Genomic DNA, 25,892 nt, shown 5'->3' on the forward strand with positions numbered 1-25,892 from the left:
TCTATATCAGTACAGATTAACCTTGCTGTCATTAGCTTTACACGCACAAGCTACTTGATGTATTGATTATTTAAACGTACAGCAAGTGCACTCAAGCCTATCAGGGCAATACCAATAATCACCAAGGCTATCGGCCAACCCACGGTATTGGCAAAATGTTCTGCCGTGTAGTAGCCAATATACAGCAGCATCGCCAGTGTACCCACCAGCAATAACGTTCTACTACGCACATAGGTACTTAAAAATATGATAAAAGCGGTAGCCCCAAGATAAACAGGTTCTAACAAACTGTTTTCTACTGATTCAAATATTGACCACAATAACAACACCGCACCCACAAAGTACCAGAACGCAGCAATTGCCATATGCTTGGATTGCTGCATAGCATAGGCGATGCACAGCAATGAACTGCCAACTACGATGCCAATGAGTTTTTCATCAACACCCCAAATATCAAATAGATTTGCAAAAAAGATGCAGCCAAACAATACCGCACTAAACGCTAATACCGTGCGCTGTTTTGCCCAAAACGTTGCTCCCTGCTGCATCAGCATATAAGCCGCCATAAACAGCAAGCCATGGCGCACATCACCCCCTGACGAATACTCCTGCAACATCACCATGATACCGGTGGGCTGCAATAGCGATGCCATTAAAAACAGCGGCGTTACAGCACGCTCGTACTTTTGGTCACTCAGGCAGACCAAACCCATTACAAAGGCCACAAGACCTGAGCCTAGCGTGATAATCACACGCGATGCAGAGCCAAAATCATCCCAATACATTGAGATGAAAACACCTATGCCTGCAAATACAAAAATACCGCCCACATAGCCAAACAACTTGGAAAGTACACTGGCGGGCGCAACATTAGGCGGCACTGAAGACGCATCAAGTGCCTGTGCAATTTCTGCCAACGTGATCTGATTATGCTGCGCTAATGCAACAATATCCTGTAAAGCATCATCTTTGAGCGACATACCAACCCCTTATTTTTTGATGACCCATCCGATAAGTTGCACTTGGTTATAGTAATTATGTTGCTGAGTATGCGGAATCTTGTAACCGATACTGCCCTTTTTAAGCCTAAAGCCGCTATCTCTGCTACCGCCACCAAACAGCCCACCCATCAAACCACCCCCGCCATAACTGGGGCCATCTAAGGTATAACCATCTGGCGAAACAATTGCCGTATCAATCAGCATATTTTCAGTTTCATGCAACACTGCAACACCATCTGTTGCTGAAGCAAGCACCTGCTGCATATCTATGGCAATCTCACGAACCGTACCTGTCTTGGCATCGTAAGCCATCAGCCGTTTTAAATCGTAATTGATATCTTTACCTTCATGTTTCTTTACTTTAACTGTCAATTTCTGATTTTTAACCGCAAAATCTAGCATATAGTCCGCCGTATTTTGATAGTCATACGACCTAGTTGTAAATAACACTTCATATTGCGGCGGTGTACTCATCAGCTTGGGTATCACCGTCGAGGCGAAGAAAACAAGAATCAACAGCAAGGGAAAGGTTAAACCAACAACTAAAACCAAGTTTTCTTTAATAAAGTTTTTCATCATTGTCCTTTAATCACTAATTCTTTAAATCACTGCTTCATTAATAAACGCAGTGACAGCCTTGAACACATTTTCCTGCATCAGCGGATCCAGACAATCCACTTGTTGCAAGTCCTTCATACTGCGCAACCAAGTCAGTTGGCGCTTTGCCAGCTGCCTAGTCGCAAAAATGCCTCTGTCACGCAACTCAGCTTCACCATACTCTCCTGCCAAATACTCCAATGCCTGACGGTAGCCCACACAACGCATGGAGGTACTGTCCGCTGTTAACGCAGGATAATTCGCCACTAATGCTTTTACTTCACGTATAAAACCATCGGCTAGCATTTGATCAAATCTTAATGCGATGCGCGCATGCAACACTTTACGGTCACTCGGCACCAAGGCGATTTTAAGCAAACGGTATGGCAAAGTATCACCTCTCGTTGCTTGGTGTAGCGCAGTCATTGATTGCCCTGTAATGCGGTAAACCTCTAAAGCACGCTCTATTCTTTGCACATCGTTAGGCTGTAAGCGTGCAGCACTTTCAGCATCCACTAACGCCAGCTTGGCATGCATAGCGGGCCAACCAACCTCCGACGCCTCTTGTTCAATTTTCTGCCTAACTTCAGGGTCGGCCTCTGGCAACTGACTCAACCCCTCCTCTAACGCCTTGAAGTAAAGCATAGTGCCGCCTACCAGTAATGGAATCTTGCCGCGCGCTGTAATATCAGCCATTAATTCAAGCGTATCACTTCTAAAATGCGCTGCAGAATAAACTTCAGTAGGCGGAATAATATCAATCAAAGCGTGCGGCGCCTGTGCCAGCACTTCTGCGCTAGGTTTAGCCGTGCCAATATCCATGTCTTGGTAAACCAAGGCAGAATCTACACTAATCAATTCAATCGGTAGTTTTTTATACAAACTAACGGCTAAGTCGGTTTTACCGCTTGCGGTTGGTCCCATCACAAAAATGGCTGGTGGTAGTGTGGTTAAATTCATTCAATACATTCTTAACTTAAGGCAGCATGCTAGGGTTGGATACTTGCCGATAAACATCATAATGACCCTTTCGGGGCCTTACTTCTTACAATCAATAACAAATGAAAGCTGTATAATATTATTTAGCGTTAGTTTGCTGTAAACATACGATATTCGCTACAGATTACACCATACACCTGCACTTCATTTTGTTGATTAGGATTATCCATGAATTTAGAAAAAGTTGTTTTTGGTTTTTTCATCGTTCTTGCCATGACACTGAATTTTGGATTTTTTATTGGCGATATTGACAACCCTAGCCACCACCATGTTTATGAGCTTTACGCAGCCATTATCGTGAGCTTGATTGCTACGGTACTTAAATTTGGCGACCGCACACATGTCGGTGCCATCTTGTTATCCACCAGTTTAGCGGCTGACTTACAGCTGATTGCAGCAGCCATTCTATGGGCAGCACTCAGTGGCACTTATGACGAATCTAGCTTAACGGTGTACATTGTGTCTTTATCAGGTGGCGCATTAATGGCTAACATTATCTCGGTTGTACTGTTAATTTCTGAAACCATCAGCCAAAAACGCTAAGCACTTAGCATCGCAAGTTGATCAGCATGGATAGCATACTGTTTCTGATACTGCGCCGCTTAAGGCGCCCGCTGATACTCATTATCGTTAGCTTTGCCATTGCCATCATAGGCTTAACCCTGATGCCGGGGCAGGATGACCAAGGCCACCCTTGGAAAATGAGTATTTTTGATGCGTTGTATGTCATCAGCTATACGGCAACCACCATAGGCTTTGGCGAGATTCCTTACGCCTATAGCAAAGCGCAGCGTTTATGGTTAACGTTTTCAATTTACCTGACGGTGATTCCTTGGTTTTACGCTGTCGGTAAAATTATCACTTTGCTGCAAGACACCGGGTTACGCCAAGCAGTGACCACAGAACGCTTTGCCAATAAGGTACGCCAGCTACAAGAGCCATTTTATATACTTTGCAGTTATGGGCAATCATCCAACCTGCTCGCTAAAGCCTTAGATGAAAAAGGCATGCGCGTAGTAGTAATTGAGCCACAGCAAGAACGACTCAATGAGCTGGAGCTGATAGACACCAGAAACATCATTCCCTACTTATGCGCAGACGCAATCTTGCCAGAAAATCTGGAAAGGGCTGGCGTGCTGCACCCGCTATGCAGCGGCGTGATTGCACTGACAGATGACGACAATGTCAACCTAGCAGTAGCGGTTGCCGTGAAGCTCATGAACCCAGAGCTATTGGTGATTGCACGTGCAGAGCGCGATGATATTGCGGCGAATATGGCGTCTTTCGGTACTGACCATATCATCAACCCCTACACACTGTTCGGCGACCAATTGGCAATGCGCGTACATGCACTAGGCACCTATCTGCTGCATGAGTGGCTAACAGGTGTGCCTGGAGATACGCTACCGCCGCCAGAAAACCCACCAAAGGGTAGATGGGTGGTCTGTGGTTATGGCCGTTTCGGAAAATCGGTAGTAGAGAACCTAGAACGCGAGCAAATTACCACCACAATCATTGAAGCCATGCCAGAACTGACAGGCTGCGATTACTGCATTGTAGGAAGCGGTACCGAGGCAAAAACTTTACTCGAAGCCGATATTACAAACGCCGTAGGTATCGTTGCAGGCACAGATAACGACACGAACAACCTATCCATTGTGATGACCGCCTTTGAGCTAAACCCCAAATTATTTGTGGTGATTCGCAAAAACAGACGCCACAACGGGCGGCTATTTAAGCAGTTTAACGCAGACATTACCATGCAGCCGACCGAGATTATTGCCCATGAGTGTTTGGCACACATGATCTCACCTTTGCTGGCACAGTTTTTAAGTTTGGCGCGTGGCCAAACCAATGACTGGGCAAACAAATTAATTAGCCAGTTAGTAATGACCATGGGCGAAACGGTACCCGAAACTTGGGCGATCAGAATTGACACAGAAGATACGCCAGCAGTCATCGAACTCATGGAAGCTGGGTTAAATGTCAGCGTGCAACATCTAATGCAAGACCCTGCCAATAGAGAGGAGCAACTGGAGCTGGTACCTATTCTACTATTGCGCAACAACACGCCCAGCCTAGTACCTGACCCTAACACCCGCTTAAAAGCTGGGGATAAAATCCTATTCTGCGGCAGCCCGGAGACTAAATCTACCCTGCCCTCTATACTCAATAATACTAAAACACTGACTTACATTATTGATGGGATAGAAGTACCAAACAGCTTGGTTTGGCGCTGGTTAGAAAAGAAATTTAAAAGAAAAAGTTAATCACGCTGAATTGTGAATAAACATTCAGGTACACACCATAGCGCACAGCCTATTTGCCGCGCATAAACATCTTGTCTAAATCTGTCATACTGACTTGAAACCAAGTTGGGCGGCCGTGATTGCACTGCCCTGAACGCTCAGTTGCTTCCATATCACGTAGCAAAGCATTCATTTCAGGGATAGTCAGGCTACGATTTGCACGTACAGCAGCGTGACAGGCCATCGTGCCAAGCAACTCGTTTCTACGCTCAGTCAGTACTCGACTCGCGCCATACTCTCGTAAATCACGCAATACATCTCGCGCCAAGGTCACGGCATCAGCATCTTGCAGCATCGTTGGCACTGCACGCACAGCAAGTGTGGTCGGTGACAGTATCGCAATATCAAACCCCAACTGCTGTAGCGTTGCCTGATTGCCCGCTAATGCTTCATGTACGGTCGCTACCTCTAGCTTATCTGCATTAAAACTGACCGGTAATAGCAATGGCTGCATCTGCACGGTTTTACTATCCAAAGCATTTTTTAACTTCTCGTACATAATGCGCTCATGTGCCGCATGCATATCCACAACCACCAAACCTTCTTTATTTTGCGCGAGCACGTACACACCATGCACTTGCCCAACAGCAAAACCAAGTGGGTATTCATTTATGTTTTCCATACCCATAGCCTGATTTGGCAAGAGGTCTGGCGGCAATGGCGCGGCGTTGGCATTCAGATTAACATTGCTGCCAAACAAGGACTGATAAAAACTTGGGGGCTCATGCGCGCTCAAGTTAATTTGAGATTGCTGCGTTGGGTACAGCATGCCGCTATTAGCAGACGGCGTATTTGAAGCCTGCGGACTAAACGGGTTATATTGCGCCTGATTTGCAGTGACCGCGTTAGAAACACCGGTAGGAATCGCTAATGCTTTATGGAGCGAATGAAAGATAAAGCGATGGATAGCCTGACTATCTCTAAACCTGACTTCAGTCTTTGCCGGATGCACATTCACATCCACCAAGTTTGGATCCAGCTCTAAAAACAACACAAAGGCAGGATGCCTATCATGGTGCAGCACGTCTTGGTACGCTTGCCTGATAGCGTGCGCAATCACTTTATCTCGTACAAAGCGGCCATTCACGTAAACATATTGCGTGTCTCGGCTATTGCGATTAAAAGTAGGCTTCGCCGCCATCCCCCATAAACGTAAGCCTGCTGCAGATTCATCAACAGCTATAGACTCCGCAACAAACTCACTCCCTAATACCTCAGAGAACCTGCGCTCAGGCTGACCAATCGCAAAGCGGCTTAATGCGCGCCCATTGTGTTGCAGCATCAAGCTAACATCAGGGCGTGACAACGCAATACGCGTAAACATCTCTTCACAATGCCCAAACTCGGTCGCTTCAGTTTTTAAAAACTTACGGCGCGCAGGTGTATTGAAGTACAAGTCAGACACTTCAATCACCGTGCCTGCATCTAACGCAGCAGGCTCTACAGCAGATATATCACTACCTTCAGAACCGATACGCCATGCATGTTTACTGCCAACTTGGCGGCTTAATAACTGTGTGCGGGAAATTGACGCAATACTTGCCAATGCCTCACCCCGAAAACCCAAGCTCGCTACCGACTCAAGATCTTCTAGGCTTGCGATTTTGCTAGTTGCATGGCGCGTCAGCGCTAACATCAAATCCTCTTTTGCGACACCTGCGCCATTATCAGTGACGCGCATTTGCTTAATACCGCCTTGCAACAAAGATACTTGAATATCCGTACTACCCGCATCCAAACTATTTTCTAATAATTCTTTCAGGGCTGATGCCGGACGCTCCACCACCTCGCCCGCGGCGATCTGGCTGATAAGCTGATCAGGGAGTAAACGTATAGTTGCCATAAAGTTTTAGTGTTTTTTTAATGCTGACATTTTACCTTGCTTTGCCCCTAGAGAATTAACTATGGCGATTTAACTATTAAGCTGGGGAAATAGTAAGCAAATGGCAAATAAATACTAAAGGTACAATCGGCTGACAGGGCTAGGATAGATATTTTCTTAGAGGGAGTTTTAGATAGAAATATTAAATAAACAATATAAATTCAGCCCACCCACGCAGCACAAGCTACCAGAACAGCTTGTAGCGCACCAACAAGCATAGGATGAACGCACTAAAATAGTGCCTTCGCACTAATCTGAGAACCAGCTGGTTGTGCCTCGCATACAGCTAAATAGTTTTCCAGCACTACCATGCAGACATACAAAACTTATGCAGCCACCAACTCACACACCATACTGAGCAACAGATAAGACAGTACAAACGATTAACACTTCAGTAACGCTATCAGCATTAAATCGCAGCATTACCTACCGCTACACGTACCAACTCATCGATTTTAGCAGTGATATTTGTCAGCTCTCCCGCCACTACGGCAAACTCACGCCCAACCTCACCTGCACGCGCAGCTACAATTTGCGCGTTGACTGACACGATGCGTGCCTGTTTAGCAATATTCTGAATGCTACTCATCAATTCATGATGCTGCTTACGCTGCACCTTAGCATGCTTTTTAGACTCATCCTCATAAACCACAGTAATCCGATTAAGTAGCGCAACGATAGGCGTAGCTTGCTTACCAAGCTCATTAAGCAAATCAGGTACCGTACGAAAGCCTGATTCACAAGCACTAATTGCCTTCTCAACCAAGTTAGTAAACTCTATAATTTTCCGGTCGCCTTCAATCTCGCCAAAGTAAACCAAGCGTAGCTCTTCAAAAAACACACCAGGCAACTCACTATTACCTTGCACCAGCGCTGCATGGCTCACTTTAAATAAAGCCAAGGCTTCACGCGCGGTTTCCAATGCAGTTTCGTGGCCCATTGTTGAAAGTACAGCATTGAGCACAATACGTTGCGATAGCATGCGTTGACGCCCAGCTAGGTTGATTAACGCACCAAACGTTTCTGCGCTAACGTCTAAACTATTGACTTTAAAATGGTGACCTTGTGCAACCTGATGATGTTTCACGCCTTGGTGAGGTTTTAAATCTGCTAACAAGATATTCTCCCTTTTTCATATTATTCACAACGAACGCCATTAGCACAGATACACAGCACTTAACATCATTCATATTTAAGTTCATATAAGCAATTTCTATTCCAATCAATCACTGGTAGATAAATAAAGATTGATGTAGGGATAAGTTACTAAGCAATCATGTGTCGTTAGCATTTGCATGTTGGTGTTTTGCAGATTTTGATATAAATTCTCATCAGCATGACATCTACCAATCAAGACCCAACGCCTAACAGCTATACTGACAGTTTTCACCTCGCGCGCAAGCTTAGCCGGCACCACCACTTTTACCTTGGCCCCACTAACTCCGGTAAAACCTACCAGGCACTATTAGCATTAGAGCAAGCAAAGTCAGGCGTATATCTGGCACCACTTAGGTTGCTTGCTATGGAGATCAGGGACCGATTGGTCGCGTCAGGTGTGCCATGCAACCTGATCACGGGTGAAGAGCGCGTCATCATGGATAATGCGCGACACACGGCATCTACTATTGAAATGATGAATACGCACAAAGAGGTAGAGGTCGCTGTGATTGATGAGATTCAAATGCTGCAAGACCCAGACCGAGGCTCGGCTTGGACGGCGGCGTTGGTGGGCGTACCCGCTTCAACCGTGTACATCTGCGGCTCAACCGCAGTCACTGCCCCTTGCGTTGCGACCATTGAAGCATTAAGTGAAACTTATGATATTACGCAGTTAATACGCAAAACACCGCTGGTTTTAGAGCAAGATAGCCTTTGTGGCAAACATTACAGCCGCCAGAAACTCAAGCCAAAACTACAAAAAGGCGATGCAATCATTGCATTTAGCCGCAAAGATGTACTCACTTTTGCCGCTAGATTCCGTCAATGGGGCTTTAGCGTAGCGAGTATTTATGGCGCACTCTCACCTGAAGTACGCCGAACCGAATCTGAGCGCTTTAACTCTGGGCAAGCAGATATTTTAGTGGCAACCGATGCGATTGGTATGGGGCTTAATTTACCGATACGCCGCATTATATTTGCAAATATTCAGAAATTTGATGGCGTGGCGTCTAGGCTACTCAACATGACAGAGGTAAGGCAGATTGCAGGTCGTGCCGGCAGATTTGGCATTTACGCAACTGGCTATGTCAGCGTGCTGGAAAATGATGAGCTGACTCATGTTGAGCATATGCTCTCGGCAGACGACACCGCTGACTTAAATAAACTGCCCATCAGTATTAACTTACAGCAAGTTAGCAACATTGCACACCAAATGCACACCAACAGGATTGCTGAAGTGCTCAGCTACCACCAGGAAAGAACACGGTTTACACATCCACTCTTTGAACAGGCACCCCTAGCCACACAAATCGCACAAGCACTTATTGTGGATGAATATGCACCTAAAATGTCGCTAAAAGATAAATATATCTTTGTATGTGCGCCCATCTCCCTCAATGTTGCATTTGAAAAAGACTACTACCTGCTGTGTCTAAAAAGTGTTGCGGAATCCACAATCAGGCATTTACCTACAGCACCAAGCTGGCTAGATGCACAAAGCCCTAAACATTTAGAAGACGCAGAATTGCTCAGCCACAACTTAAGTTTATATGCATGGCTAAGCTTTAAGTTCCCACAGTATTTTGTAGATGGTCCGCATGTAAGCGCTCTACGCTCACAAGTAAGCCGTTACATAGAGCGCGCCCTGCTCACACAAGCCGGCTACGGCGACACCAGCAGAGAGTTGGATTACTTAAATACAAGAAGAAAATACTGACTTCTTTTTACGCCAGCTCTACCGTTTGCAAATATTCAGGTACCACTACCTGCCAATGTAATTTCTCTTCTATATGGCGGCGCATCGCATCGGCCGCAACTGGTTCTCCGTGCACGATAAAGGTTTTTTTCGGTGCGGATTCAAAACCAGCTAGCCAATCCAAAATTTCAGAATAATCAGCATGCGCTGAAAGATTGGAAATCAGCTCGACATGCGCACGCACTGGTATATATTCCCCATGAATTTTGATACTCTCAGCGCCATCTAGCATCGCAGCGCCTCGAGTGCCCGCCGCCTGAAACCCAACAAACAAAATGGTGTTATTCGCATTGGTGGCAAAGGCTTTTAAATGATGCACCACTCGCCCACCAGAAGCCATGCCACTGGCAGATAAAATAATCATGGGGCCTTTGGCTTCATTCAGTGCTTTAGATTGCTCGATGCTGTTCACTACATGAGCCGTACTAAATAACGCACTGCATTGGTCAGCACTCAAGCGATGCTCGTCATGATATAGATTAAAAATTTCAGTGGCATCTACTGCCATCGGGCTATTTAAATAAACTGGAGTATCTGCAGCAATTTCACCAGATGTTTTTAACAAGTGAATGTAATACAGCAGCTCCTGTGCCCGGCCAACCGCAAACACCGGAATCACCACAACGCCCTTGCGCTTTACCGTTTTATTAATAATGGCGGCCAATTTAACTTTAGGGTCGTTGTTCTGGTGTAAACGGTTACCGTAAGTAGATTCAATTAACAAATAATCGGCTTGTTTAATCCGCACTGGAGGACGCATCAAAATATCATTGGCACGCCCGATATCGCCAGAAAACAGTACTGAGGTTTTTTTGTTATAAATCCGCACAAATGCAGATCCTAAAATATGGCCATTAGGTGAGAGTCTAAGAGTTAAGCCGTCGCCCAGATCGACCTCTTGCTCAAAACGGATAGGCGTGAGCAAGCTAAGTGCATTTTCAGCATCTTCCTTGGTGTACAGAGGTAATGCTGGATGGTGCTTAGAGAAGCCGCGGCGATTGGCATATTCAGCCTCCTCTTCCTGCAGGTGTGCAGAATCTGGCAGCATAATCTTACATAAGTCGGCCGTCCCCTCGCTGCAATAGACTTTACCTGAAAATCCATTTTTAACTAATACAGGTAAATAACCGCTATGATCAATATGTGCATGCGTCAAAACCACAGCATCGATTTTTGCTGGATTGACCGGCAATTTTGCCCAGTTTCTCAACCGCAATTGCTTGAGCCCTTGAAACAAGCCACAGTCTATCAATATTTGCCTGTCGCCACTTTTTAACAAATACTTAGAACCAGTCACGGTTCCAGTTGCACCTAAAAATGTGAGTTCCATAGAATCTCCCTTTTAAATGAACACTGGGTACTGCCTTAGTTTAGTAAGTTTAATCTAGTGCAAGTTTCGTTTTAGCAAGTGCGGGATTGGTAGAGAAATACTTCCTTACTCCAGCCAGAATCGACGCTACCAGTTTGTCTTGGTAAGCTTCATCATTAAGCCTACGTTCTTCATCAGGGTTGCTGATAAATGCAGTTTCTACAAGGATAGAGGGAATATCAGGTGATTTCAGTACAGCGAAACCAGCTTGTTCTACATGGTTTTTATGTAACTTATTAATCTCACCAATATTGCCCAATACCGCTTTCCCCAGCTTCAGGCTATCGTTAATGGTCGCGGTTTGTGACAAATCCAATAAAGTTTTTGCAAGCAGCGGGTCTTTTACATTCAAACTCACGCCGCCTATCAAATCTGACTCATTTTCCTTCTTCGCCAAATAACGTGCGCTGGCACTGGTTGCACCTTTCTCTGACAGCGCAAATACCGATGAACCACGCGCTGCTGGATTGGTGAATGCATCTGCGTGAATTGAAATAAAGAGGTCGGCCTGTAACTTGCGTGCTTTAATCACGCGCATATGCAGCGGAATAAAGTAATCCCCATCACGCGTTAAAACACCTCGCATATTTGGGTCCTCATCAATTTTTGCCTTAAGCTTTTTGGCAATCGCCAAGGTAATCTCTTTTTCATGGCTGCCCGTTGCACCCATTGCACCAGGATCCTCACCGCCATGCCCTGCATCAATCGCAATCGTGATTTGACGCAAGCCTTTAGTGGTTGGCTTATTCTCTATGATGTCTTTGGTAGTATTGACTGGTGGGGTTACAGACGGCTGACTAACTGGCGGCGTAGCTTCAACAACGCTGCCAATATTGACTGTAGGTTTAGCAGTTTGTTCAACTTTAACTTCCGGTACTGGGCTATTAGCGACAGTCACTGCAGGTGCATCTGTGAGTGGCGCCGTTGTCACCGCTTGTGTGTTATTTTTAATAACTGTGGCATCTACAACAGGCTCTGTAGCATCACGCTGATCTAACATTGCCATTAAAGGATCTTTAGTTGGGTAAATGTCTAATACCAAGCGGTGCTTGTAATCTCCTGCTGGCGCTAAGGTAAATATTGCTGGTTTCACCTCAGACTTTAAATCCACCACTAATCGCACCACCTTAGGTTTAAAGTTAGCGACACGGATCTTAGCAATATAGGGGTCACTTTCTGAAACCTTCTCACCTAACGCCTTAATAACGGTATTTAGGTCAATGTCTTCCACATCCACCACCACACGCTCAGGGTCTTTCAACACTGTCATTTTATACAGGATAGGCTTTTCGGCTTCGATGGTGATTCTGGTGTAAATATCTGCAGGCCAAATACGCACTGCGGTAACGGTATTAGCATCTGCCGTGGTGATTGCAAATACGCAAATCAAGCACAGCGTTAAGGATAGCAATGTAGAGAAATAATGTTTAATCATAAATTAGTTACATAATTCTTTAATATTTTTCACACATACTTGGGCAGACAGTGAGTGCCCAACAACGCGCACATTACGCCCATCCGGCTTAATCTCAAAGTAAATATCAAGGTCTGGTGTTGGCAATATATGCTCGGCTTTTTCTGGCCACTCAATTAAGCAAACACTTGCCGCATTAAAGTAATCTCTAAAGCCCGCAGACTCCCACTCTTCTTCATCATTAAACCGATACAAATCAAAATGATATAGATTGAACACACCTTGTACTGCCTCAATGTTTTCATAAGGCTCAACCAATGTATAAGTTGGGCTTTTCACCTTACCTGTAAACCCTAGGCCATGCAACAAACCTCTCACCAAGGTTGTTTTACCTGCACCCAAATCCCCATGTAGATAGATGGTGAGGTTAGGGATGATCGCTTTGCCTAAAGCAGATCCAAATGCGAGCGTAGCCGCCTCATCTGCCAATTCAAGTGTAAAATTGTTATCCATGAGTAATTCTACTAAAAACTTGAGCGATCTGAGTCTTGCAATTAAAAATTGGGGACTGGCGCTGGGCTTTAGTCAAATCGGCATTGCAGACACCAACCTGCAAACTGCAGAATCTGAACATCAAGCTTGGATTGAAAAAGGTTTCCATGGTGATATGGATTATATGGCAAAACACGGTGTTAAACGTACGCGCCCCGATGAATTAGTCCCGAATACGCGGCGCATCATTTCGGCACGCTTAGATTATCTACCGCCGCAGGCTAAAAACAGCGATTCTGTTTTGCAAGACAGCAGCAAGGCTTTTATATCACGTTACGCACTGGGCCGTGATTACCATAAGGTGATGCGCAATAAATTGCAAAAACTCTGCGAAAAGATTCAAAGTGAGTTACAGCACTACCAAATCGATCAATTTGAATACCGTGCATTTACCGACAGCGCGCCGGTACTTGAAGTAGCACTAGCAGAAAAAGCAGGCCTAGGCTGGCGCGGCAAACACACGCTATTAATCAACAAAAACCATGGTTCTTGGTTCTTTTTAGGTGAAATCTACACCAATTTACCATTAGTGATTGATGCGCCTGCCACCAATCACTGCGGCAGTTGCAGCAAATGTATAGAGATATGCCCTACCCAGGCAATCACGGCACCGTATGAAGTTGACGCAAGACTCTGCATCTCATACCTCACCATTGAGCTTAAAACCAGCATTCCTATGGAGTATCGCCCTTTAATTGGTAACCGCGTTTACGGCTGCGATGACTGCCAGTTGTATTGTCCATGGAATAAATTTGCAGAAGTCACCAAAGAAACAGATTTTGCAGTCAAACATGGCCTAGATGACGTTAGCCTTATCGACTGCTTTAATTGGACTGAAGATGAGTTCAAATCAAAAATGGCGGGCAGTGCTATTTACAGAATCGGCTATGTGCAGTGGCTAAGAAATATTGCGGTAGGTCTAGGTAACGCAGCAACCACACCTGAGATTATCAACACACTTAAACAACATCTACATCATGAGAATGAGATTGTGCAAGAACACGTGCGCTGGGCGCTAAGCCGCCATGTACCTTAACACTTTGTAAGGCTAGATAAATAAATCTCTCTTCACAGTCAATATACCGAACAACTGCTAAGCCAATCGCGGCTCAATATACGTAACACCCTGCAGATTAGAAGCTTGATGACTTAAGCGTGACGCCAGCATTGCTGCGCCAACAATACCAGCCTGATCTCCCATCGTAGAACCTCTCACGCTTATCTTACCGCGTAAAGCCGGAATCAAGTCTTGGTCTAACTGCTGCTGAAAAGACGGTGCAAGCAATGACCATGCGGCACTCACCCCCCCGCCAATCACCACCTCACTCACATCAATCACCTTTAGTATATGTGACAATGCTTGCGCCAACGACTTCCCTGCCAATGCATAAGCAGCACTTGCTGCCTCATTACCTGATTCTGCAAGGCGTGCAATTTCGGCAGCAGTGAGTTGTTGCTGAGTCGCCTCAAAGTAGCTGATTGCAACGCCACTGGCTGAAGCATACTGTTCCATACAGCCCGAGTTACCACAACCGCAAGCTCTGCCATTTTCTTGCACAATAATATGGCCAACTTCCATCGCAACGCCGTGCTGCCCCTGAAATGGCTGACCATTTAAAATTAGACCACCACCAACACCGGTACCTAATCCCATGTAAATTAAGTTGCTAAGGCGGTCAGGATGCATCACGTACTCGCCATAAGCCGCAGCAAGTGCATCATTTTCGGTAACGACCGGCAAGCCGATTAATGCACTCAGGTCTGCACTTAAATCTACATTGCACAAGCCGGGCAAATTGGGAGATTGTAAAATCTGCTGCGTATCCGGTGCGATAAACCCAGGAAACCCAATACCCACAACACTCACCGCTGGATACTTGGTAGTGACAGCGTGAATTGCTCTTGCAATGGTAGAAAGTATTTGCTGCCATGCAAGCTCAGGGGCCTGCTGATGCTGCCGACATAAACTAGAAAAATCTGCCTGAAACCGCATTTCTTCCAATAAGCGCGGCTTAGCTAAGCCTGCCGCATCAATCTCTACCACACCCAAACGTAGATTAGTGCCGCCAACATCAATCCCGATTAACATAGGCATTGCTATTAACGACCAGTGCGCGCAATGGCGGCTCGGATTGAATTCTTCTGCTGCGGCGTTAACTGTTGCCAGCTAAAGCGCCAGTGCCAGTTACCGATGACGGTGCCTGGCGTATTCATCCTATGGTGGCCATTCAACTCCAGAATGTCTTGCATTGGAACAATTGCCAATAGCGCTTTTGTCTCTAACGCCATATCAACTAAATCATTAGGCATATTTGGCTCATAGCCCTCAGCATGCGTTGCTGCCAAATGCGCATACAAATTGCCACGCTGATAATCATCCAGATTGTTATACCAACTTAAAGTCGTATCATTATCATGCGTGCCCGTATAGACCACGCTATTCTCCGAAATATTTTCAGGTAAATACGGGTTATCGCTTGCGCCGCTAAATGCAAACTGCAGAATTTTCATGCCGGGCAGATGGTATTTGTTGCGCAAAGCATCGACTTCTATCGTAATGATGCCTAAGTCTTCAGCAACCAAATTAATTTCAGGCAGCGCCTGCTTAATCGCTCCCAGCAGCGCATCTCCCGGCGCCAAGACCCATTCGCCATTAATGGCTGTGTCTTCTGTTGCTGGAATCTCCCATGCAGCTTCCAACCCTCTAAAGTGATCGATACGTACGATATCGAACAATTCACTTTGCGTCGCCATGCGTGAAACCCACCAAGCAAAGCCATCTCGCTGCATGGCATCCCAGTTGTAATGCGGGTTACCCCAGCGCTGTCCGGTCTCAGAAAAGTAATCGGGTGGCACGCCCGCCACTACGCTCGTGGTTTTGTCAGGGTTAAGTTTGAACAAATCAGAATGCGCCCAGACGTCTACACTGTCATAGGCAACAAAAATGGGGATATCGCCAAATAAAGCGATATTTTTCTCGGCCGCGTACTGTTTCAACGCAAGCCACTGGCTAAAAAACACAAACTGAGTAAATTTAACTACTGCAATTTCGTGTGCAAGCTGCACTTGCACCTGTTTAATTGTTTTTTTATCGCGATTTTTATAAGGCTCAGGCCAATGGTTCCAGCCAGCCTGATTGAAGTGATGTCGCAAAGCCAGAAACAACGAAAAGTCATCTAACCAGCCTGCCTGCTTTTTACAAAAACGTGCGAATGCTTGATGCTGTTTCTTATGCTCTGGCAGGCTTATGGATTGTTGACTAAAGTTAAGATAAGCCTGATTGAGTAAATCTAGCTTACTGGTAATTAAACCTGCACAATCATCTTTGGTCAGCAGCCCTTGCCCCTGTAGTGCTTCTAAACTAATAAAATCCGGGTTACCGGCATGGGCGGACAAACACTGGTAAGGTGAGTTATCTGCATGCGGCATATTGATTGGCAATGTCTGCCAAACTTTAGCCCCTATTTCATGCAGAAAATCAACAAACCGATAAGACTCAATGCCTAAGTCACCCGTATAAAAAGCACTCGGTAAAGAACTGATATGTAATAACACACCGGCTTGGCGCTGATTTAAAAGTGATGCTTGAGTCTGTAACGTCATAAATACCTACTTAAAATTAAGGGCATTGAAACTTAAACTGTACTAATCATTCCTGTCCACGGCGCATTGTGCCTGCGTTATCGGCATTGCCGCCACCGACACTGATTTGATGATGCAGTACCTCTGGTACGGGCTGACCCAGCAACGTATATAAATTAATTAAATTACGGCGGTACAGTTGATCAAAGCTGGCAACACTATCGGATGCGTTGTAATCACCAAACCACCAAAACCAATCAGAGCCTTCACATATTGCCAATTGGCGCTCAGCGGCTTCAAGCTGCTGCTTATTTAGTTTATTTTTAGCGACTACCGTGTCGTAAGTCTTTTTGGCCGCACAAAGCAAATCCCAAGCTAAATTCTTATCTTTGCTGCCTACCCACGTGCTGAAAGTACCGTATACCCAACTACCCGCAGCAATCTGCGGCAATATGGGTGCAGATAATCCCTCATTCACCACACTACTGGATTGATACATATCAACAATATCACTAAAAGTGGTCATGACAATGTCAGGATGGTTTGCCAACACCTCGTACAACTCACTCAAAAAGTAGAAACCATTGTAGGGGAAATACTCCCAAGCATTTTCCCCATCTAAAATCACGCTGACTATCTTAGATGTGCTGTCATTATTGCTGGCATGAATATGTTCTAAGGTCTGCACAAAATCAGTCACAGCATCATGTGTATGCATTTTTGCGTATTCAAAACCAATTTTGTCTGAGAGCTGATCATCTCTGAAAAAACATAAAATATCACTCTGACCATTCGTCACTCGATACGGTTGATACAAGTAATCTTGTTTATTATCCGCATTCAATTGTGACTTCAACAGGCTATTTGCCAACACACTCTGGCCGGTCGCCGCCCAGCTCACATTATGTTCAGCCATTAAAGAAAGTGCCGCGTGAGAAACTGCGCCTTCAGCAGGCCACATACCACGAGGACTGGCACCAAAGTAGTGCTCATGCGCCTTTTTGGCAGACAAAATATGCGCAACTGACCTACTCTGTCCACCTGCATACCCCTTGCTCTCTGGCAAAGGTGCGCCCGGCATTGCATCTAAAGTTGATTTAAAATCCAACAATAAAGGTAAAATTGGGTGGTAATAAGGTGTGGTGGAAATCTCAATTTGGCCGCTTTGCATTAATGCTTTATAACGTGGAATCAAACCAGAAATCGTTTCCGCAATCACCTCATACAACTGCACACGCTCTTCATGGGTAAACAATACACCTTTAGCCATCAGTGCCTGTACAACAGCGTTGGTGCGACGCAAACTTTCACCGCACCACGCCAGGTGATACCAAACCAGTAAATCCGCTTTATATTGCCCTGATAAATAGTGAAACTGATCATTAGTCATCATCGGCTCTACCAGCTGATACATTTGTAACAAGCGCTGGTAATGCGGGAAGGGACTCAACATCTTTTCATGGTGGCTTTTAAAGCAGCTTTGCACAATCAAATGACATTCACTATTGCTAATATCTGTCAGATTTTCTTTAGTAAGCAAAGCGAGTAATGGGTCGCGAACTTTGTTGTGTTTAACTTGCTCAGCGTAATCTTCTAACTGCTCTAATAAAATAGGTACAAAGTTAAAAGTCACGCGGGCTTTAGGGTTCACCTCAAGGTGATACGCCATATCACTATAATCTTTAATGGCGTGCAAATATGTCCATGGCAACACATATTGATTGGTTGCTAGGTCACGGTAATCTGGCTGATGCATATGCCAGTACAAATTAAGATATAACTTTGGACGCGCAGTATTCACTTCAACATAAACCTTAAACAATAGTAATTAAAACAATAAAGCAGCTAGCCACATAAAACACGCATTTTTACACTACACGATATAGATCTTGGCCCAGCATATCTGGCGTCACTAACACTACACCTTTTTCTGATACATAAAAGCGCTTAGCATCTAATGCTAAATCCACACCAATTTGCATGCCTTCCGGAATCACACAACCACGGTCTACCACCACATTATTCAGAACAACATGCCGATTAATGATTGCCTTAGGCAAAATTACCGAGCCTTCAATGGTGGCATAACTATGCACGCGTACATCTGAAAACAAAACTGTATTACTAATGCATGATCCACTAATTAAACAACCGCCAGAAACAAGTGAATCCGTTGCCTTACCGGTGCGGCCTTCATCTCTAAATACAAACTTAGCTGGTGGCAATTGCTCTTGATAGGTCCAGATTGGCCATTCTCTATCATAAAGATTAAGCTCAGGAATCACTTTCGTTAATTCCATGTTCGCTTCCCAATAAGCATCAATCGTACCAACATCGCGCCAATAGTAATTTCCGTTTTGTGCACCTACACAACTATCGGTGAAACGGTGTGCCTGGATTTTATATTTCTTGATAATGTACGGAATAATATCGCCACCAAAATCATGGCTAGATTTAGAGTCACCTGCATCGCGAATTAGCTGCTCATATAAGAACTTTGCATTGAACACGTAAATACCCATGCTCGCAAAAGCTTTAGTCGGGTCACCAGGCATATGTTTAGGGTTAGCTGGCTTCTCAGCAAACTCCACCACTCTATCGGTATCATCTACGGCTAGCACACCAAACCCTTTGGCGTCCTCTAACGGTACATTAATGCATGCTACCGTCATATCAGCATTGTTGCGCACATGGGTCGCCAGCATCTTGCCGTAGTCCATTTTGTAAATATGGTCGCCAGCCAGAATCAGCACATATTCAGCACCGCCCTCACGTAAAATATCTATATTCTGGTAAACAGCGTCGGCGGTACCTTTATACCACTCTTCAGATATCCGTTGCTGCGCAGGAATAATATTCACGTACTCATTAAACTCACCACGCAAAAAGCCCCAGCCGCGCTGGATGTGTTGAATTAAGCTTTGCGCTTTGTATTGGGTTGCTACGTTAATACGGCGAATGCCAGAGTTAACGCAATTAGATAGTGGGAAATCAATAATTCTAAACTTGCCACCAAACTGAACAGCAGGTTTCGCACGCCAGTCTGTTAGGCTTTTTAAACGACTGCCTCGACCACCGGCTAAAATCATCGCGACGGTATTTTTGGTTAAGGTACTAATAAAACGATCTGAATTTTGGTCTGCTTGTCGGGTTTGCGACATGGTGCCCTCCTGAAGTTTGTATAGTTACTTAAGTTACGCTAGCTGGGCTCACTAGCTTATTTTACGTACGACTGCTTTCGTTTACATTATAATCAGCTTAAAGCACTATAATCTAGCTAAATGTAGCGCAAAAAACAGAAATAAAAGCTAAAAACCTTAAAATCATTAGGGATGTTATATTTTGTTAAAATCCAAATCAATTCAGACAACATCTAAAGCTTACACCAACGCGCTTCACCGCATCTTAGAAGCGCGTCATCACGACCCTTTCAGTTTTTTAGGACTACATGCAATTAAAGTTGATGAGCATCAACTTTATGCTTATCGCGCATTTTTGCCATACGCCACTAGCGTAAAACTGAAGATTGGCAAAACATGGGTAGATTTAGAGAAAACGCATACGGATGGTCTGTTTGAACACACCAGTGAAGTCGAATTGACCACACCATGCTTACTGCAAATTACGGTTGGCACACAAACATACGAAACACACGACCCCTACACATTTAGCTCCAGCATCACCCAAGATGAGCTGCATCTTTTTGGAGAAGGCCGTTTAAAACTGGCCTACAAAACACTAGGTGCGCAATGCATCACCCAAAATAATGTTGCAGGTGTACGCTTTGCCGTTTGGGCACCCAATGCAGAGCGTGTCAGCATAATTGGCAGCTTTAACCAATGGGATGGCCGCATCCATAGCATGCGCGCACATGGCTCTAGTGGTGTTTGGGATATATTTATCCCAAACCTAACCACCAGCGACACTTATAAATTTGAAATACGTAATCGACATACAGGCAATATTCTAGTCAAAACAGACCCTTATGGTTTTGAGTTTGAACCTCGGCCTGGCACTGCAACAAAAATCAGCACGAGCAACCATCAATGGGAAGATAAACAATGGTTAGAAGCACGTAAAAAACGTGATTGGCTGCATGCACCATTCAATTGCTACGAAGTGCATCTAGGCTCATGGCAGCGCAACGACAAAGGACACTTTCTCACTTATCGAGAGTTAGCTAAAACATTAGTACCGCACGTAGCAGCTATGGGCTATACGCACGTTGAACTGCTACCAATTTCAGAACACCCACTCAATGAATCATGGGGTTATCAAACCACGGGGTACTTTGGCGTCACTAACCGATTTGGCTCACCTGATGATTTGCGCTTTTTAATCGATGCATTTCACAAAGCCAATATCGGCGTCATCCTAGATTGGGTGCCAGGGCACTTCCCTAAAGATGATTGGGCACTGGCACGCTTTGACGGTACCGCACTGTATGAACACGAAGACCCTCGCCTAGGTGAGCACCAAGACTGGGGCACTTACATCTTTAATTACGGCCGCAATGAAGTCCGTAATTTTCTGATTAGCAATGCTTATTTCTGGCTACAAGAGTTCCACATCGATGGCTTACGTGTAGATGCGGTAGCCTCTATGCTGTACCTAGATTACTCACGCAACCCTGGTGAATGGCTACCAAACAAATTTGGCGGCAGAGAAAATCTAGATGTAATTGACTTCTTAAAACAACTCAACATCATGGTGGGTGAAGATTTTGCCGGCGTACTCACCATTGCAGAAGAATCCACCGCCTGGCCGATGGTGTCTCGTCCGGTATATCTAGGCGGGCTAGGTTTCAGCATGAAATGGAACATGGGCTGGATGAATGACACATTGTCCTATATCGAAAATGACCCTGTACACAGACGTTATTACCATGACAAGCTAACCTTCGGCCAGCTCTACGCTTATTCAGAAAACTTTGTTTTGCCGTTCTCTCACGATGAAGTCGTACACGGTAAAAAATCATTACTGGACAAAATGCCAGGTGATGCGTGGCAAAAATTTGCTAATTTGCGCTTATTAACCACCTACCAAATGACTACACCCGGTAAAAAACTCAACTTCATGGGAAATGAGTTTGGGCAAGGCCGCGAGTGGAACGTGAACACGAGCTTAGACTGGCATTTACTTAACGATAATAATCCGGGCAGCAAATGGCACAAAGGTATTCAACAACTGCACACCGACCTCAACCGTATTTATAAAGAGGTCAATGCGTTACATACCTTAGATTTTGAAGCGCACGGATTTGAATGGATAGACTGCCACGATACAGAACAATCAATTATCAGTTACGTAAGAAGCGGATTAGACAATAGTTTTGTTATAATAGTGCTAAATTTCACACCCGTGTTACGTAATGAATACCGCATTGGTGTTCCACAAGCCGGTAGCTATTCAGAACTATTTAACAGCGATGCTGATTGCTACGGCGGCAGTAACAAGGGTAATGGCGCGGGTCTACACACAGAAAACATACCATGGATGCATTATGGTCAATCAGTGGTCATCACGTTGCCACCATTGGCTGGTATAGTTTTAAAAATACAATAACCTATTGAAAATAAAGTACTAAAATAAATGGCTAGACTTAACAAACACCCTGTATGGCAATCACTTTGCCAACATCAAGAAAAAATAGCATCACTCCATATGCGCGATATGTTCGCAAATGATGCAAATCGCTTTAGCAAATATAGCCTTAAATTTTCCGACATATTGCTGGATTACTCAAAACATCGCATCACAGATGAAACGCTACCATTGTTATTTCAAATGGCGCGTGAAGCCAACGTTGAACAGTGGCGCGATAAAATGTTTAGCGGTGAAAAAATAAATATCACTGAAAATAGAGCGGTATTGCATACTGCGCTACGTAACCGTGCCAACACGCCTATCATGGTAGATGGCCATGATGTGATGCCTGAAGTAAACGCTGTGCTAGCCCAAATGCGCGAATTCTCAGACAAAGTACGTAATGGCACTTGGTTAGGCTACACAGGCAAACGCATTACAGATATTGTGAATATTGGTATTGGTGGCTCAGATCTTGGCCCGGTAATGGTATGCGATGCATTAGAACCATATGCAAGCCCTGAGTTAAAAGTACATTTTGTGTCCAACATTGATGGTGCGCATCTCATGCGTGCGCTGAATGTTTGTAACCCAGAAACCACCCTGTTCATTGTGGCATCAAAAACATTTACCACCCAAGAAACCATGACCAATGCACACTCTGCACGCGCATGGTTCTTAAACGCAGCAAAAGATGAGGCACACGTGCCTAAGCACTTTGTAGCGCTATCTACCAACGCTAAAGCAGTGCAAGATTTCGGTATTGATACCGCTAATATGTTCGCATTTTGGGATTGGGTTGGCGGTCGCTATTCATTATGGTCTGCAATCGGCTTATCAATTGCACTTTACGTAGGCATGGATAACTTTGAAGACTTGCTCACCGGCGCTTTTGAAATGGATGAGCATTTTAAAAATGCACCATTAGAGCAAAACATGCCAGTCATCATGGCATTAGTAGGTGTTTGGTATAACAACTTCTTCCATGTAGATTCACAAGCGATTTTACCTTACGACCAAGGTTTATCACGCTTCCCTGCTTACTTACAGCAAGCAGATATGGAAAGTAATGGTAAGTTTATTTGCCGTGATGGTAGCCGCGTGGCTTACAAAACAGGCCCAGTGATTTGGGGTGAAGCTGGTACTAATGGTCAACATGCATTCTATCAACTGATACACCAAGGGACGCAAATTGTACCGGCTGACTTTTTGATTCCAGTGCATAGCCACTACAAAGTAAGCAGCAATGGCTATGCGCATCACAAAATCTTGCTGGCCAATTTCCTTGCGCAGACACAATCGCTGATGTTAGGTAAAACTACTGAACAAGCCCGTGCTGAACTGGAAAAACAAGGTTTATCAGGAAAAGCATTAGAAGAGTTATTACCACACAAAACATTTGAAGGTAATCGCCCTACTAGCTCAATCCTGTTTGACAAGTTAACACCAAACACATTGGGCAAACTAATCGCACTGTACGAACATAAAATCTTTGTACAAGGCATTATGTGGGATATCAACAGCTATGATCAATGGGGTGTTGAATACGGCAAGCAAATTGCACAGCAAATTCTGCCACAACTGACCAATGATGAAGTGGTAGGTAACTACGACAGCTCAACCAACGGTTTGATTAACTACACCAAAGCCCTTAAACCAGATTAAGCAAAACGCAGCTAATCTATTTAATTAAAATAGATTAGCTCTGAGTTAAATTTAGTTTTATTTGCTATGATAAAAGCCCAGTCACGCATGTTACTGGGCTTTTTTGTTATCTGATGCTTAATACTCTTATCCATCAAACATAGCGAGCATACTATTTGAGAAAAATATGGCAAATCTTGATAAATATCGTGTGAACCCTAAGAAATTCTCGCTCAAGGACTTCGACACTAAAGATAAAACCGAGCGCAGTGGTAGCAAAGAACAGAACGAAGCCGCAATGTATGAATTGGCGAGCGAAATTAATGCACTCCAAGACATCTTGCACGCTGAGGGAAAGCACAAAGTACTGCTAATCCTGCAAGGCATGGACACTAGCGGCAAAGATGGCACAGTGCGCCATGTATTCAGAGAAACCGACCCCTTAGGCATACGCGTGGCGAGCTTTAAGGCACCTAGCAGCGAAGAGTTGGCGCATGACTACCTATGGCGCGTTCATCAACAGGTCCCTGGCATCGGTGAGTTGGTGATTTTCAACCGCAGCCATTATGAAGATGTACTGATTGTAAAAGTACACAAATGGATTAATGAGGCGGAATGTGAGCGCAGGTATAAGCAAATAAACGACTTTGAGCGTCTTTTAGTGGAAACAGGCACCACGATCATCAAGTGCTATTTACATATTTCGAAACAGGAACAAAAGAAGCGCTTACAAGAGCGCTTGGACAACCCGACAAAGACTTGGAAATTTAACCCGGGCGACCTAAAAGAACGTGAGTTATGGCCAGATTACATCGACGCCTATGAACAAGCGCTTAGCGCAACATCTACAGAGCACGCGCCTTGGTATATCGTCCCGGCGGATTCAAAAACCAACCGGAACCTTTTAATTTCTAAACTGCTGTTAAACACACTGAAAAAACTAGATTTGAACTACCCACCGGTGCCGGAGGAGTTCAAATCTATCGTGATTAATGATTAACGTAATCTGATTTGGCCAGACTCAACAAGCTGCTTTGAAATCACCTCACCGACGGCAGCACTCGCACTAGCGCCAATACGCTTAGCAATACGGCTAGCAAAGTCATCTTGGTAGGTAAAGTCTACAATTTCTTCCTGCTTGATGACTTCTCGCGCAACATACTCAGCACTGCCCATGGCATCTGCCAAACCGATTTTGATGCTTTGCTCACCACTCCAAAACAGACCGCTAAAGGTTTCAGGTGTTTCTTTTAAACGTGTACCTCTACCCTGACGTACTACTGTTTTAAATTGCTCATGAATTTCATTCAACATTGCTTGCGCTAACTCTTGATGATGCGGGTTCAATGGTGAGAATGGGTCAAGCATGGCTTTGTTTTCACCTGCCGTCATTAAGCGGCGCTCTACACCTACTTTTTTCATTGCCTCTGTGAAGCCATAGCCATCCATCAGCACGCCGATAGAACCAACAATACTGGCTTTATCCACATAGATTTTGTCTGCTGCAGCCGCAATATAATAGCCACCTGACGCACAAATATCTTCAACCACTGCATATACCGGAATACTAGGATGCAATTTCTTTTGTCGTCTAATTTCGTCATTAATAATGCCAGCCTGCACTGGGCTGCCACCTGGGCTATTCACTCTTAAAATAATGCCTTTAGTGCCTTTGTTATCGTAAGCATCTTTCAAACTTGAGATCACCGCATCCGCAGTAACGTCACCACCAGCCTGAATGACACCATTAATCTCAATTAATGCGGTATGTGCTTCAAACGATTTTTTATCGCCACCAAACACACCCAATAAAATCAGCAGAAGAATAAGAACATAGCCAAACGTCAGCGACTTAAAGAAAGTACTCCAACGTCGCGCTGTTTTTTGCTCACTTAGTGCAGCTGTCGCCAATTTTTCTATGACATTACGCTGCCAAGCACCATCATCTGCCGCAGATGGATTGGGCTTGCTGGCCGAGTCAATACTTTCGGTATTGGTGCCTGCTGTATATTGATTTTGCTCAGTCATTTATTTACTCACTTG

20 protein-coding genes are annotated in these 25,892 nt (G+C 44.7%); 7 read left to right on the forward strand and 13 right to left on the reverse strand.

What is annotated here, in order from left to right; translation table 11 throughout:
* Positions 1 to 50 precede the first annotated feature (50 nt).
* Genes ACSSU7_RS05195 through miaA form a run of 3 tightly spaced genes read right to left on the reverse strand, consistent with a single transcriptional unit; the run spans position 51 to position 2,558 of the window.
* The gene (locus ACSSU7_RS05195) at positions 51 to 980 is read right to left on the reverse strand and encodes a DUF2157 domain-containing protein (RefSeq protein WP_492517650.1); all 930 of its coding nucleotides are present in this window, start codon (positions 978 to 980) and stop codon (positions 51 to 53) included.
* A 9-nt stretch (positions 981 to 989) separates the two neighbouring features.
* Positions 990 to 1,580, reverse strand: coding sequence for a hypothetical protein (locus tag ACSSU7_RS05200; RefSeq protein WP_492517651.1), 591 nt, complete (start codon positions 1,578 to 1,580; stop codon positions 990 to 992).
* Between the two features lie 21 nt (positions 1,581 to 1,601).
* On the reverse strand, positions 1,602 to 2,558 hold the full coding sequence (gene miaA / locus ACSSU7_RS05205) for a tRNA (adenosine(37)-N6)-dimethylallyltransferase MiaA (RefSeq protein ID WP_492517652.1): 957 nt from the start codon (positions 2,556 to 2,558) through the stop codon (positions 1,602 to 1,604).
* A 207-nt stretch (positions 2,559 to 2,765) separates the two neighbouring features.
* Here miaA and ACSSU7_RS05210 point away from each other — a divergent pair, with 207 nt between their 5' ends.
* Positions 2,766 to 3,140, forward strand: coding sequence for a DUF6394 family protein (locus tag ACSSU7_RS05210; protein WP_492517653.1), 375 nt, complete (start codon positions 2,766 to 2,768; stop codon positions 3,138 to 3,140).
* A 26-nt stretch (positions 3,141 to 3,166) separates the two neighbouring features.
* Positions 3,167 to 4,867: a potassium channel family protein gene (locus ACSSU7_RS05215; protein WP_492517654.1), complete on the forward strand. Its 1,701-nt coding sequence runs from the start codon at positions 3,167 to 3,169 to the stop codon at positions 4,865 to 4,867.
* Between the two features lie 49 nt (positions 4,868 to 4,916).
* Here the strand turns inward: ACSSU7_RS05215 and mutL are convergent, their stop codons facing one another.
* Both mutL and ACSSU7_RS05225 read right to left on the reverse strand, forming a co-directional pair.
* Positions 4,917 to 6,749 carry a DNA mismatch repair endonuclease MutL gene (gene mutL, locus ACSSU7_RS05220; RefSeq protein ID WP_492517655.1) on the reverse strand — a complete coding sequence of 611 codons (1,833 nt, stop codon included), beginning with the start codon at positions 6,747 to 6,749 and terminating at the stop codon, positions 4,917 to 4,919.
* Between the two features lie 448 nt (positions 6,750 to 7,197).
* Positions 7,198 to 7,905: a type IV pili methyl-accepting chemotaxis transducer N-terminal domain-containing protein gene (locus ACSSU7_RS05225; protein ID WP_492517656.1), complete on the reverse strand. Its 708-nt coding sequence runs from the start codon at positions 7,903 to 7,905 to the stop codon at positions 7,198 to 7,200.
* A gap of 219 nt (positions 7,906 to 8,124) precedes the next feature.
* On the opposite strand from ACSSU7_RS05225, the gene ACSSU7_RS05230 reads away from it, so the two are divergent.
* The gene (locus tag ACSSU7_RS05230) at positions 8,125 to 9,663 is read left to right on the forward strand and encodes a helicase-related protein (RefSeq protein ID WP_492517657.1); all 1,539 of its coding nucleotides are present in this window, start codon (positions 8,125 to 8,127) and stop codon (positions 9,661 to 9,663) included.
* Positions 9,664 to 9,670: 7 nt separating this feature from the next.
* On the opposite strand, the gene ACSSU7_RS05235 is transcribed toward ACSSU7_RS05230, so the two are convergent.
* From ACSSU7_RS05235 to tsaE, 3 genes are read right to left on the reverse strand one after another with little or no spacing between them, the layout of a single operon-like run.
* Positions 9,671 to 11,032 (reverse strand): MBL fold metallo-hydrolase RNA specificity domain-containing protein, encoded by a 1,362-nt coding sequence (locus ACSSU7_RS05235; RefSeq protein WP_492517658.1) that lies wholly within the window; start codon positions 11,030 to 11,032, stop codon positions 9,671 to 9,673.
* A gap of 49 nt (positions 11,033 to 11,081) precedes the next feature.
* On the reverse strand, positions 11,082 to 12,506 hold the full coding sequence (locus tag ACSSU7_RS05240; RefSeq protein WP_492517659.1) for an N-acetylmuramoyl-L-alanine amidase: 1,425 nt from the start codon (positions 12,504 to 12,506) through the stop codon (positions 11,082 to 11,084).
* Positions 12,507 to 12,509: 3 nt separating this feature from the next.
* Complete coding sequence (gene tsaE / locus ACSSU7_RS05245; protein ID WP_492517660.1) at positions 12,510 to 12,998, reverse strand: tRNA (adenosine(37)-N6)-threonylcarbamoyltransferase complex ATPase subunit type 1 TsaE; 489 nt, start codon at positions 12,996 to 12,998, stop codon at positions 12,510 to 12,512.
* On the opposite strand from tsaE, the gene queG reads away from it, so the two are divergent.
* Complete coding sequence (gene queG / locus ACSSU7_RS05250; protein WP_492517661.1) at positions 12,997 to 14,073, forward strand: tRNA epoxyqueuosine(34) reductase QueG; 1,077 nt, start codon at positions 12,997 to 12,999, stop codon at positions 14,071 to 14,073. The genes tsaE and queG overlap by 2 nt on opposite strands.
* Before the next feature lie 57 nt (positions 14,074 to 14,130).
* Here queG and ACSSU7_RS05255 read toward each other — a convergent pair whose 3' ends face one another.
* The 4 genes from ACSSU7_RS05255 to glgC all read right to left on the reverse strand — a co-directional run bounded on the left by ACSSU7_RS05255 (position 14,131) and on the right by glgC (position 19,780).
* Positions 14,131 to 15,132, reverse strand: coding sequence for an ROK family protein (locus ACSSU7_RS05255; RefSeq protein WP_492517662.1), 1,002 nt, complete (start codon positions 15,130 to 15,132; stop codon positions 14,131 to 14,133).
* 5 nt (positions 15,133 to 15,137) lie between these two features.
* Positions 15,138 to 16,640, reverse strand: coding sequence for a 4-alpha-glucanotransferase (gene malQ / locus ACSSU7_RS05260; protein ID WP_492517663.1), 1,503 nt, complete (start codon positions 16,638 to 16,640; stop codon positions 15,138 to 15,140).
* A gap of 46 nt (positions 16,641 to 16,686) precedes the next feature.
* Positions 16,687 to 18,420: a glycoside hydrolase family 57 protein gene (locus ACSSU7_RS05265; protein WP_492517664.1), complete on the reverse strand. Its 1,734-nt coding sequence runs from the start codon at positions 18,418 to 18,420 to the stop codon at positions 16,687 to 16,689.
* Between the two features lie 67 nt (positions 18,421 to 18,487).
* On the reverse strand, positions 18,488 to 19,780 hold the full coding sequence (gene glgC, locus ACSSU7_RS05270; RefSeq protein ID WP_492517665.1) for a glucose-1-phosphate adenylyltransferase: 1,293 nt from the start codon (positions 19,778 to 19,780) through the stop codon (positions 18,488 to 18,490).
* A 181-nt stretch (positions 19,781 to 19,961) separates the two neighbouring features.
* Between glgC and glgB the strand changes: the two genes are divergently transcribed.
* The 3 genes from glgB to ACSSU7_RS05285 all read left to right on the forward strand — a co-directional run bounded on the left by glgB (position 19,962) and on the right by ACSSU7_RS05285 (position 24,849).
* The gene (glgB, locus tag ACSSU7_RS05275) at positions 19,962 to 22,184 is read left to right on the forward strand and encodes a 1,4-alpha-glucan branching protein GlgB (protein WP_492517666.1); all 2,223 of its coding nucleotides are present in this window, start codon (positions 19,962 to 19,964) and stop codon (positions 22,182 to 22,184) included.
* A gap of 27 nt (positions 22,185 to 22,211) precedes the next feature.
* The gene (pgi, locus tag ACSSU7_RS05280; RefSeq protein WP_492517667.1) at positions 22,212 to 23,870 is read left to right on the forward strand and encodes a glucose-6-phosphate isomerase; all 1,659 of its coding nucleotides are present in this window, start codon (positions 22,212 to 22,214) and stop codon (positions 23,868 to 23,870) included.
* A gap of 166 nt (positions 23,871 to 24,036) precedes the next feature.
* Positions 24,037 to 24,849 (forward strand): polyphosphate kinase 2 family protein, encoded by an 813-nt coding sequence (locus tag ACSSU7_RS05285; protein ID WP_492517668.1) that lies wholly within the window; start codon positions 24,037 to 24,039, stop codon positions 24,847 to 24,849.
* On the opposite strand, the gene ACSSU7_RS05290 is transcribed toward ACSSU7_RS05285, so the two are convergent.
* Positions 24,846 to 25,877 carry a S49 family peptidase gene (locus tag ACSSU7_RS05290; RefSeq protein ID WP_492517669.1) on the reverse strand — a complete coding sequence of 344 codons (1,032 nt, stop codon included), beginning with the start codon at positions 25,875 to 25,877 and terminating at the stop codon, positions 24,846 to 24,848. The genes ACSSU7_RS05285 and ACSSU7_RS05290 overlap by 4 nt on opposite strands.
* Between the last annotated feature and the right edge of the window lie 15 nt (positions 25,878 to 25,892).

The organism is Methylotenera sp. E1MeOHC1 (genome assembly GCF_058745595.1).